Annotated in this window: 10 protein-coding genes; 4 read left to right on the top strand and 6 right to left on the bottom strand. The window is 46.0% G+C overall.

Annotation, left to right across the window (positions count from 1 at the left end; translation table 11 throughout):
- The first annotated feature begins 341 nt into the window (after positions 1 to 341).
- Positions 342 to 1,406, top strand: a complete 1,065-nt coding sequence (locus tag QMA41_RS22105; protein ID WP_281630639.1) for an efflux RND transporter periplasmic adaptor subunit — start codon at positions 342 to 344, stop codon at positions 1,404 to 1,406.
- Positions 1,406 to 4,516 (top strand): vibriobactin export RND transporter permease subunit VexH, encoded by a 3,111-nt coding sequence (vexH, locus tag QMA41_RS22110; protein WP_281630640.1) that lies wholly within the window; start codon positions 1,406 to 1,408, stop codon positions 4,514 to 4,516. Before QMA41_RS22105 ends, vexH begins: the two co-directional genes overlap by 1 nt.
- 60 nt (positions 4,517 to 4,576) lie before the next feature.
- On the opposite strand, the gene QMA41_RS22115 is transcribed toward vexH, so the two are convergent.
- Positions 4,577 to 5,176, bottom strand: coding sequence for a YitT family protein (locus tag QMA41_RS22115; RefSeq protein ID WP_281630641.1), 600 nt, complete (start codon positions 5,174 to 5,176; stop codon positions 4,577 to 4,579).
- Positions 5,177 to 5,542: 366 nt separating this feature from the next.
- Here QMA41_RS22115 and glyA point away from each other — a divergent pair, with 366 nt between their 5' ends.
- Both glyA and QMA41_RS22125 read left to right on the top strand, forming a co-directional pair.
- Positions 5,543 to 6,793 carry a serine hydroxymethyltransferase gene (gene glyA / locus QMA41_RS22120; RefSeq protein ID WP_006957347.1) on the top strand — a complete coding sequence of 417 codons (1,251 nt, stop codon included), beginning with the start codon at positions 5,543 to 5,545 and terminating at the stop codon, positions 6,791 to 6,793.
- Positions 6,794 to 7,074: 281 nt separating this feature from the next.
- Positions 7,075 to 7,641 (top strand): hypothetical protein, encoded by a 567-nt coding sequence (locus QMA41_RS22125; protein WP_006957348.1) that lies wholly within the window; start codon positions 7,075 to 7,077, stop codon positions 7,639 to 7,641.
- A 71-nt stretch (positions 7,642 to 7,712) separates the two neighbouring features.
- On the opposite strand, the gene QMA41_RS22130 is transcribed toward QMA41_RS22125, so the two are convergent.
- From QMA41_RS22130 to QMA41_RS22150, 5 genes are all read right to left on the bottom strand, one after another.
- A complete protein-coding gene (locus tag QMA41_RS22130) occupies positions 7,713 to 8,039 on the bottom strand; it encodes a hypothetical protein (protein ID WP_019277808.1) in 327 nt (108 codons plus the stop codon).
- 133 nt (positions 8,040 to 8,172) lie between these two features.
- A complete protein-coding gene (gene lipA, locus QMA41_RS22135; RefSeq protein WP_006957350.1) occupies positions 8,173 to 9,138 on the bottom strand; it encodes a lipoyl synthase in 966 nt (321 codons plus the stop codon).
- A 23-nt stretch (positions 9,139 to 9,161) separates the two neighbouring features.
- Entirely contained in the window at positions 9,162 to 9,815 is a 654-nt protein-coding gene (lipB, locus tag QMA41_RS22140; RefSeq protein WP_006957351.1) for a lipoyl(octanoyl) transferase LipB, read from the bottom strand.
- A 178-nt stretch (positions 9,816 to 9,993) separates the two neighbouring features.
- Positions 9,994 to 10,272, bottom strand: a complete 279-nt coding sequence (gene ybeD / locus QMA41_RS22145; protein WP_006957352.1) for a DUF493 family protein YbeD — start codon at positions 10,270 to 10,272, stop codon at positions 9,994 to 9,996.
- A 143-nt stretch (positions 10,273 to 10,415) separates the two neighbouring features.
- Positions 10,416 to 11,594, bottom strand: a complete 1,179-nt coding sequence (locus tag QMA41_RS22150) for a serine hydrolase (RefSeq protein WP_006957353.1) — start codon at positions 11,592 to 11,594, stop codon at positions 10,416 to 10,418.
- Between the last annotated feature and the right edge of the window lie 57 nt (positions 11,595 to 11,651).

Genomic DNA, 11,651 nt, shown 5'->3' on the forward strand with positions numbered 1-11,651 from the left:
ACGGATTCGAACCATCGAAGGCAGTGCCAGCAGATTTACAGTCTGATCCCTTTGGCCACTCGGGAACCCCTCCAGGGTGTTTTTATACTTAAGAAATGATTTCCCAACACATCACTCAAGTGCGGAGCGCATCATAGCAAACTCGCTAAACCTGTAAAGCCTTTTCTTATGATTTTGAATTGAATGCTGGCTTTTTGGGCAAAGATGCCAGTAATTGACCTAAAAGCTCACGTAATCAACGTCTAAACTTACAGTTTATTGCTCTCTCTTTACATTACTTGACGTTTCCAGCGCGGTTTAACGAGTACAATGTACGGAGTTTTTTGAGGCAGAATTTAAACATGAAAAATAAAATCATTCTGAGCATTTTGTCGTTGTCTATTCTAGCCGCAGCACCTGCAGTGCAAGCTAAACGACAAAGTCCACAGACAGTTACCGTGGTGACTGAACAGGTCCAGATTCATCAAGTTTCTCAGTCCCTGTCGTTAGTTGGAAAGCTGGAAGCCGAGCAATCTGTTGTAGTCTCTTCGGAAGTAACTGGAAAGGTGGATGTCATTGCAGTTAAGGCGAATCAGGAAGTCAAACAAGGCCAGATGCTGATTCAGCTTAACGATGATAAGGCCAGAGCCAGCGTGGCGGAGGCTCAAGCGTACCTGAAAGATGAAGAACGCAAATTGAGAGAATTTGAACGTTTGGTGACGCGCAATGCGATTACTCAGACAGAAATAGACGCGCAGAAAACCAGCGTAGAAATCGCTAAAGCACGTCTTGATGCCGCGAATGCTAACTTGAGTGACCTACATATTACTGCACCGTTTTCCGGCACGGTTGGCTTTGTGGATTTCAGCTTAGGCAAAATGGTCAGTGCGGGTGATGAATTAGTGGCACTGGATGACCTGTCAGTGATGCAGTTAGATTTACAAGTGCCGGAGCGCTATCTATCTCAGATCTCTAAAGGCATGAAAGTAACAGCAAAGACGGCAGCATGGAATGATGCTGTGTTCACTGGCGAAGTCGTGGGTATCGATTCACGAATCAATGAAGAAACCCTTAACTTAAGGGTTCGTATCCACTTTGACAATCCAAAACAAAGCCTCAAACCGGGTATGTTAGTGGCTGCGGATATGGATTTTCCTCCAATGGAAGCGCCGATTATTCCTGTTCAGGCACTCGAATATTCTGGCACCAAACGTTACGTCTACGTGGTTGGTGACGACAACAAAGCGGTTCGCACTGAAGTCTTCTTAGGCGCTCGTATCGGCAACCAGGTCGTGATTGAAAAGGGCCTGGATATTGGCCAGAAAATCGTTGTTCAAGGCATTGTGAACATGCGCGATGGCGTTGCCGTGAGTGAACTGGGTGAAGATGGCAAACCACTGAATAATGAGCAAGAAGGTAACAGCTAATGTGGTTATCTGATGCTTCAGTAAAACGACCTGTTGCGGCGGTCGTTCTCAGCTTACTGCTGTGTGTGTTTGGTATTGTCTCTTTCAGTAAACTGGCGGTACGCGAAATGCCGGATATTGAAAGTCCGGTCGTTTCAATCAGTACTCGTTATGAAGGTGCTTCAGCGACCATTATTGAAAGCCAAATTACGTCTGCACTGGAAGATCAGCTTTCTGGTATCAGCGGTATTGATGAAATTGAATCGACCACGCGTAATGGCAGTTCACGAATCACGATTACTTTTGAGCTCGGGTATGATCTCAATACTGGTGTCAGTGACGTTCGGGATGCGGTTGCACGTGCGCAGCGTTCCTTGCCTGATGAGGCGGATGATCCGATTGTTTATAAGAATAATGGCTCCGGTGAAGCGTCTCTCTACATCAATCTGAGTTCTTCAGAAATGGATCGGACGCAGTTGACGGATTATGTTGACCGAGTCCTACTCGACAGGTTCAGTTTGATCTCAGGTGTAAGTTCGGTGGACGTGTCTGGTGGCTTGTACAAAGTCATGTACGTTAAGCTGAAACCTGCCCAGATGGCGGGGCGTGGAGTCACAACGTCTGACATTACTGCGGCACTCAACAACGAAAATATTGAAAGCCCGGGCGGCGAGGTACGTAACGATCAGATCGTAATGTCGGTTCGTACTGCTCGCAGCTACAACGTGGCTGAAGATTTTGAATATTTGGTGGTTAAGCGTGCCAGTGACAATACTCCCATCTATTTGAAAGATGTGGCTGATGTCTATATTGGCGCGGAGAACGAAAATTCGACCTTTAAGAGTGATGGTGTTGTTAATGTCAGCATGGGTATTGTGCCTCAATCAGATGCTAATCCGCTTGAAGTAGCGGACTTAGTGCATGATGAAGTGGAAAAAATCCAGCAGTTCCTTCCATCAGGAACTCGTCTTGCCATCGACTATGATTCAACCGTTTTTATTGAGCGTTCGATAGCAGAAGTGTATAGCACTCTGTTTATTACCGGTGGTCTGGTCATTCTCGTGCTGTACATATTCATTGGTCAGGCACGAGCCACGCTGATCCCAGCAGTAACGGTGCCTGTTTCTTTGATTTCATCCTTCATGGCCGCTTACTACCTCGGTTTTTCCATCAACCTTATCACGCTGATGGCGCTGATATTGTCGATTGGATTGGTGGTCGATGACGCCATCGTGGTGGTGGAGAACATCTTCCACCATATCGAGCGGGGTGAAAAACCACTATTGGCGGCATACAAAGGGACACGTGAAGTTGGCTTTGCCGTTGTGGCGACAACTCTGGTACTGGTCATGGTTTTCCTGCCCATCTCGTTTATGGATGGCATGGTAGGCCTGCTGTTTACAGAGTTCTCGGTATTGTTGGCGATGTCGGTGATTTTCTCATCACTGATTGCACTGACTCTGACGCCAGTACTAGGCAGCCAACTATTAAAGGCTAACGTGAAACCAAACCGCTTTAACCGTTTCATCGATCGCATGTTTGGTCATCTGGAAAGCGGTTACCGTAAAGTACTGCGTGGAGCCTTGAAATGGAAATGGGCGGCGCCTCTGATCATTTTGACCTGTATCGGCGGAAGTTGGGGCTTGATGAAGCAAGTGCCTTCTCAGCTCACGCCATCTGAAGACCGCGGGGTGATCTTTGCCTTTGTTCGTGGCGCTGATGCTACCAGTTACAACCGCATGGCTGCGAACATGGATATCGTCGAGGAGCGCTTGTTGCCGCTACTGGGCGAAGGTTTCCTTAAGTCCTTCAGTATTCAATCGCCAGCCTTTGGCGGTAACGCCGGTGACCAGACGGGTTTTGTCATCATGATTCTGGATGACTGGAATGATCGTGATGTAACGGCTCAGCAGGCGCTAGGAGAGGTGAGAAAGGCACTGGTTGGTATTCCTGATGTTCGTGTCTTCCCATTTATGCCGGGCTTCAGAGGTGGTTCTAGTGAGCCCGTCCAGTTCGTGTTAGGTGGTTCTGATTACCCTGAGCTGAAACAGTGGGCCGAAAAGCTTGAGCAGTTAGCAGAAGAGTCTCCGATCATGGAAGGGGCGGACATCAACTATTCTGAGCGAACCCCTGAGCTGGTGGTGACGGTTGATAAACAACGTGCGGCAGAGTTGGGTATCAGCGTATCAGAGATTTCTGAGACCTTAGAAATTATGCTTGGCGGTAAGAGTGAAACGACTTTTGTCGAGCGTGGTGAAGAATATGATGTTTATTTGCGCGGTGATGAGAACAGCTTCAATAACGCGACGGATCTGAGCCAGATTTATCTGCGAACCAGTTCTGGCGAGTTGGTGACACTGGATGCGGTCACTAAGATTGAAGAAGTGGCTTCGTCGATTCGTTTGTCGCACTACAACAAACAGAAATCGATTACCGTAACGGCAAACTTGTCTGACGGGTATACCTTAGGTCAGGCACTGGACTTCCTAGATCAACAAGCGGTGGACATTCTGCCGGGCGATATCTCAGTCAGCTACTCTGGTGAATCGAAAGATTATAAAGAGAACCAATCCAGTATTCTGGTGGTGTTTGGCTTAGCACTTTTGGTCGCGTACTTGGTCTTGGCAGCGCAGTTTGAAAGTTTCATTAACCCACTGGTGGTGATGTTCACTGTCCCTATGGGGGTATTTGGCGGCTTCTTGGGCTTGTTCTTTATGAGTCAGGGGCTGAATATCTACAGCCAGATTGGCATGATCATGTTGATTGGTATGGTGACCAAGAACGGTATCCTGATCGTTGAGTTTGCGAACCAGCTTCGTGATCGCGGCTTCGAATTTGAGAAAGCGATTGTCGATGCCGCAGCACGTCGTCTGCGCCCAATCATGATGACGGCATTCACCACGCTTGCTGGTGCAATTCCGTTGATCTTATCGACAGGGGCAGGTTATGAAAGCCGAGTGGCGGTAGGTACGGTGATCTTCTTCGGTATGGGTTTCGCAACGCTGGTGACTTTGTTTGTTATCCCTGCGATGTACCGACTGATTTCAGCAAGTACGCAGTCACCGGGTCATGTGGAAGCTGAACTGAACAAAGAGCTAAGCCACGATGTGAAGGCCAGAACCTCACACTAATCGCAGCAACTAATAACTCAAAAAGCCCGCAATTCGCGGGCTTTTTTTATCTAGTGGTTCTCAACCGTAATTGACGGAATAACGGGTTGGTTTGTGATTCATAGCTAACACAACATTGAGCAGGATAGCGCCCAGAATGGATAACCCGATGACTTCAGGAGAGACAAAAAAGAATGAAGCGAACAAGATGCAACAATCGATGGCTAGCTGAGATTTGCCCACTGAAATGCCGAACTTATCCTGAATAAACAGGCAAAGTACGTTGAAACCGCCGAGACTTGAGCGATGACGGAACAGTATAAGCATACCCAAACCCATCAGTAACCCACCGGCAACCGCGCAATACACAACGTTGACCGTTTCAAGGCTGACGACCAGAGATAGGTGGTCTGTAAACACAGAAACCAAGGCACCAGAAATAGCACTGTTGAAGGCAAATCTTGAGCCAAAACGCTTCCACGCGAGTAAATAAAAAGGACTGTTGGCCAAAAAGTAAAGCGTACCGAAGGAAAGTGACACAAACTGGCTCATAAGCAGGGCCAAACCTGTGGTGCCTCCGGTTAACAGATTTGCAGATTGGAGGAAGAAAACGCCCTGAGCGACCAGAAATGTTCCAGTTAAAATAGCAATCCAATCTTCTTTGCGTGAGTGTTTTTCCATCAATTTGAAACTTTTACAGTAGATAATGGCGCGCATACTATTTAAAAAATGAGGTTTTCGGTAGCTTGAGAAGCAAATTTAAGGTAAACCTATGTAATTATCGTTTTACGGGGTGTAAAGGGAAAAATTGACACTTTTCATATTTATACGTTTTAGAAAGGTGACAATATGACAATCCTTGTAGAACCACATGAAGAATCTGCATGAGAAAAAGTAAAACTTTCTCTTTATGGCCAAGATCAAATTATGTAGAATGCGCGCTATTAACGTGATGCAAACGTTTGCGTGAATCAATTTACGTAGATTAATAGGGTCATTGGTAGGTTTTTTGCAAATTTCAGTTTAAATCTGAGTCAGGAGATACAGATGCTAAAGCGTGATATGAACATCGCAGATTACGATGCGGAACTGTTCGCAGCAATCCAAGAAGAAACTCTTCGCCAGGAAGAACACATTGAACTAATCGCTTCTGAAAACTACACGAGCCCACGTGTAATGGAAGCTCAAGGTTCTCAGCTAACAAACAAATACGCTGAAGGCTACCCTGGCAAGCGTTACTATGGCGGTTGTGAATACGTTGATAAAGCGGAAGCTTTGGCAATTGATCGTGCATGTCAGCTATTCGGCTGTGAGTACGCTAACGTTCAACCTCACTCGGGCTCACAAGCAAACAGCGCTGTGTACATGGCATTGCTAAATCCAGGTGATACTGTTCTAGGTATGAGCCTAGCGCATGGTGGTCACTTGACTCATGGCTCACCAGTAAACTTCTCTGGTAAACACTACAACGTGATTCCTTACGGTATCGACGAAGCGGGTCAAATCAACTACGACGAGATGGAGCAACTTGCTCTAGAGCACAAGCCTAAGATGATTATCGGCGGCTTCTCGGCCTACTCTCAAATCGTTGACTGGGCTCGCATGCGTGAAATCGCAGACAAAGCCGGCGCGTACCTGTTCGTAGACATGGCGCACGTTGCGGGTCTAATCGCAGCAGGCGAATACCCAACGCCAGTCCCTCACGCTCACGTAGTGACGACGACAACGCACAAGACACTAGCAGGCCCACGTGGTGGTCTAATCCTGTCTAACGCTGGCGAAGATATGTACAAGAAGCTGAATTCAGCGGTATTCCCTGGTGGTCAGGGTGGTCCTCTGATGCATGTTATCGCAGGCAAAGCGGTAGCGTTCAAAGAAGCAATGGAGCCAGAATTCAAAGCATACCAAGCGCGCGTAGTGAAGAACGCTAAAGCGATGGTTGCCCAGTTCCAAGAGCGTGGTTACAAGATCGTTTCTAACGGTACAGAGAACCACCTGTTCCTAGTTGACCTCATCGACAAAGACATCACAGGTAAAGATGCTGATGCAGCACTTGGTGCAGCAAACATCACGGTAAACAAGAACTCAGTACCAAACGATCCACGTAGCCCGTTTGTGACTTCTGGTATCCGTGTAGGCTCTCCAGCAATCACTCGTCGTGGTTTCACTGAAGAAGATGCAAAAGAGCTAGCGAACTGGATGTGTGACGTTCTAGATAACATCGGAAATGATGATGTTATCTCGGCAACTAAAGCCAAGGTTCTAGAGATCTGTAAGCGTCTACCTGTTTACGCTTAAACAGCACTCAGAATAGAACCATAAACCTTCCAGTTTTTGGTTTCACTAACTGTATGCTGCAATAGCCTCCTTCGGGGGGCTTTTTATTTTTTGCGAGTTTACTTCATAAAGATCAACTGGATAAACCAGTCTTCCTCTAACTTCCCCTATCATACATATTGCTCATTTATTAACGATTAAAAACGAAAACATAATCACAATGTTTCATATCTATAATTGATTGGCATTGAGTTTAAATCTATATACTTAGTCTTAATTGGTAATTCATAAGGGAGAGTTGAATGCGTCCAACGAAAGAAAATCTGACCGCTTTAGTAGGCAAAAATATTGAAATGGATATACGCCTATCATGCCGGCCAGAGAACAGCGAAAATGGCTATTTGGAAAAGCAATATGGCGTCACTTTGCTGGAGCGCGATGGTAAAGTTGTTTTGACTCGTGATGATTCATCAGTCGATGCCGGCGTATGGGTGCCTTATGCTGAAACGAAAGCGGTAGTAGGGCGTTACACGGGCAGCGGTGTTGGTTGGTTGGCATCTGGCCCTTTCAGCGGCTGTGAAATGGCTATTGGTGTGGATAAGGACCAGAATCGTGTCTTTGCTGCGCATATTGCTAAGCAGAGTGGTTCTACGGCTCCAGCCGATTACCGTAAATTCCGGACTGATGCGAAAGCAAGCGAGTTCTACTGGAACCGTATTCCTATGCCTTTTGAAGACAAATTTTCGTGCGCCTATGTCTTCGTGATCTGTTCAACGGATGGCATTATCTCGATGAACTCGCTAGAAGTTGAAGTGACCAGCATGGGGGGCAGCAACGGTAAGGTGTTGTCGGTAAGAACGTTTAAGTAGCTTAATCCACGGATGAGATGAAATAAAAAAGGTTGATATCATATCAACCTTTTTTTGATTCTAGCTTGAGCTTATTTTGAAATGCTCAGCAGAGTGCCTGACTTACATTTGAAAGAGTAGTACTTGCGGCTTTCGCTGAACTTACCTAGGCCTTCACCATCACAGTAATCGATGTTGATGTCACGCATGGTTTCTAGAGTAGCTTCACTAGTTAGAGCAAATTTAGAACCGTCAGCACAAACGATACGTACGCGACCATCATCGCTTACAGAGTAAAGCTCAACCTCTGTATTACACAGCTCAAAAGAAGCTTCACGGAAATTGTCTTGCTGTGTATTAGAAGCGCAACCTGCTGTCAGTGCGGCAAGAGCGACAGCAACAAAACCTAATTTTTTCATAATAATTCCTTGGAAGATGTACTTTTTAGTGTTGTTAGGGGTAAGCCTATAGAAGAGTTGTGTCTCATTCAAGAAACGAAATTAAAAAGGGCTGACTTATGCAGTCAGCCCTTTCTATTAACTAAAAGAACACTTAGCTTACTTCCACACCTTGTGCCTGAAGGTCAGCGTGGTAAGAAGAACGGACAAATGGTCCACACGCAGCATGGGTAAAGCCGAGCTCCAAAGCAATCTCTTTGAGCTCATCAAATTCTGAAGGTGGTACGTAACGCTCCACTGGAAGATGGTGGCGACTTGGTGCCAAATACTGGCCTAGAGTCAGCATCGTCACACCGTGCGCACGCAGGTCTTTCAAGACTTCGACGATCTCTTCTTTGGTTTCACCTAGGCCCATCATCAAGCCTGATTTAGTCGGTACATCTGGATGCTGCTCTTTGAATTTCTTAAGCAGTTGCAGCGACCATTTGTAGTTTGCACCTGGACGAGCTTTGCGATACAGACGAGGGGCCGTTTCCAAATTATGGTTGAAGACATCTGGTGGATTGTCTTTCATTAATTCAAGTGCTACATCCATACGGCCGCGGAAATCTGGAACCAGAGTCTCGATGCGGATGTTTGGATTTTTGGCACGAATCTCACGGTTACAATCGGCGAAGTGCTTGGCACCACCGTCACGAAGGTCGTCGCGGTCTACGGAAGTGATAACCACGTATTTTAGCTTCATGTCGGAGATAGTCTGAGCCAGTTTTTGTGGTTCATTCTCTTCTGGAGCAACCGGGCGGCCATGTGCGACATCACAGAATGGACAGCGGCGAGTACAGATAGCGCCAAGAATCATAAAGGTCGCCGTGCCGTGGTTAAAACACTCAGCCAAGTTTGGACAAGAGGCTTCTTCACATACCGAGTGAAGGTTGTTTTTACGCATTGCCGATTTGATATCTTGAATACGTTGGCTGTCAGCAGGCAGCTTGATCTTCATCCAGTCTGGTTTGCGCAGAATTTCTTTTTGCTCAGTTGGCATGTTCTTGACTGGAATCAGTGCCATCTTGTCGGCGTCACGGTATTTAACGCCTTTTTCCATTTGGATTGGTTTACTCATGCTTCTTTACTTCTCTTTGCTTCTCATCGCGTAGGAGAGGCCTCTTTGCTGAATTCCACTTGCTCGTAGTTAAGCAAAGTGACAAGTTCTTCGACTAGTGTCTTCTCAACCTGGGTAAGATCATCCGGGCCGCCAAGCTGGCTAACCTGAACCATTTCCATGCCAGCATAGCCGCATGGATTGATACGTAGAAATGGTGACAAGTCCATATTTACGTTGAGTGCTAAACCGTGGAAAGAGCATCCCTTACGAATTCTCAATCCTAGTGAGCAGATCTTTTTACCATCAACATAGACGCCTGGTGCATCCGGTCGTGCCGCTGACTCAATATTGTAATTTTTAAGTGTGTTGATCACGAGATTCTCAATATGAGTGACGAGATCTCTAACACCGAGTTTTTTACGACGTAAATTTATCAGGAAATAAGCCACAAGTTGACCTGGACCGTGGTAGGTAACCTGACCCCCTCGGTCGCTTTGAACAACTGGGATGTCGCCCGTATTGATCAGGTGCTCTTCTTTACCTGCTTGCCCCTGTGTAAACACTGGGTTGTGTTCAACTAGCCAAACTTCGTCACAGGTGTCCTCTGTACGAGTGTCTGTGAAGTCATGCATGGCTTGCCAGATAGGCTCATAATCTTGCCTACCTAAGTGTTTAACAACAAGCTGGTTGTGCATCCCTAATCCTATTGCCCGTAAATAAAGTTTGTGGATTATAAACTGGTTCTGGTCAATGAACTATATACCAGTAACACATTTTTAACCCTTGATAAAATACAGGATTATTATCTGTTTGATATCTAAAAAGAAAGCAGCTTACGCTGCTTTCAAAATAATTTTACTTTATCAAATAAAATTATAGAACCATGCGCACGATATCAATCTCGCCCAATTCTTTGTATAACGTTTCTACCTGTTCAATGGAAGTCGCTGTGATTGTCACAGACACTGAGTGGTAGTTGCCTTTCGCACTAGGTTTTACACTAGGGCTGTAATCACCTGGAGCGTGGCGTTGGATCACCTCTAGAACCTTCTCTGGCAGTTCAGGTTTCGCATAGCCCATCACCTTGTAAGTAAATGAGCAAGGGAACTCAAGCAGGTCTTTCAGTTTTGCATCTGAGTTGATAGTCAACATGTTGAAACTCCAAGTTGGAAAGTCGTTTTAGCAGCGCGGAATAGTACTGCCATTAATTTTAAATCTCAAGATCCTGCCGACTTGCGTTTGGCAGGAACAAAAAAAGCCGCATTATGCGGCTTTAGATGAATGTGTGGTTTGAATTACAGGAAGCTCTTAAACAGCATCACGATGTAATCCCACAGACGGCTGAACAGACTACCTTTATTGACATCTTCTAATGCCAGAAGTGGGTACTCAGCAACATCTTCGCCTTCTAGTTGATAGTATAGCTTACCAACTACGTCACCTTTCTTAATTGGGGCTTCCAGCTCTTTTTCAAGTACGAAGCTCGCCTGAAGGTTTTTGGCCTGTCCACGAGGAAGGGTAACGTAAGTGTCCTGATCTAGACCCAGTGCAACGGTATCTTTGTCGCCCATCCAGATTTTTTCTTCAACGAAGGTTTCACCAGCTTTATGTGGAGCAACAGTTTCAAAGAAGCGGAAGCCGTAACTCAGTAGTTTTTTGCTTTCTGATTTACGTGCGTTTGCATTCTTAGTGCCCATGACGACAGCAACAAGGCGCATTTTACCTTCAGTGGCCGAGCTCACTAGGCTATAACCTGCATTGCTTGTGTGACCGGTTTTGATACCGTCAACGTTCATGCTCTTGTCCCAAAGTAAGCCGTTGCGGTTGTATTGGGTAATGCCGTTGTAGGTGAATTTCTTCTCTGAGTAAATACGGTACTCGTCTGGCACGTCACGAATTAATGCTTGGCCAAGTAGCGCCATATCGTAAGGCGTCGAGTACAGGTTAGGGTTGTCTAAGCCGTGAACGTTAGCAAAGTGAGTGTCTTTCATGCCGAGCGTATCCGCCCAAGCATTCATCAGATCCACGAAGGCATCTTCCGACCCTGCAATATGCTCTGCCATCGCAACACACGCATCGTTACCCGATTGAACAATGATGCCGCGGTTAAGTTCTTCGACTTTAACTGTCGTGCCGACTTCGATAAACATCTTTGAAGAATCTGGGAAGTTTTTAGCCCACGCATTCTTGCTGATGGTTACGTCGTCTTGAAGCGAAATATTACCACGCTCGAGTTCTTGGCCGATCACGTAACTGGTCATCATTTTGGTCAGACTTGCAGGAGACAACTTAGTGTTCATCTCTTTCTCTGCGAGGATCTTACCTGAGTTATAGTCCATCAAAACGTAGCCTTTCGCAGCGATTTGAGGAGCGTCTGGTACAACAATTGGGGTGGCAAACGAAGATGATGCGAAAGTTGCAGAAAGCGCAATAGAAGACGCAAAAACGGATTTAATTAGCGTTGTTTTTTTCATATTGACTACAGGTTTTTATTAACTGTCCATATATTAACAGAAACAATCGCTCAAACC

Origin of the sequence: Vibrio sp. St2, assembly GCF_947311885.1 — a bacterium.
GTDB classification, from domain to species: Bacteria; Pseudomonadota; Gammaproteobacteria; order Enterobacterales; family Vibrionaceae; genus Vibrio; species Vibrio coralliilyticus.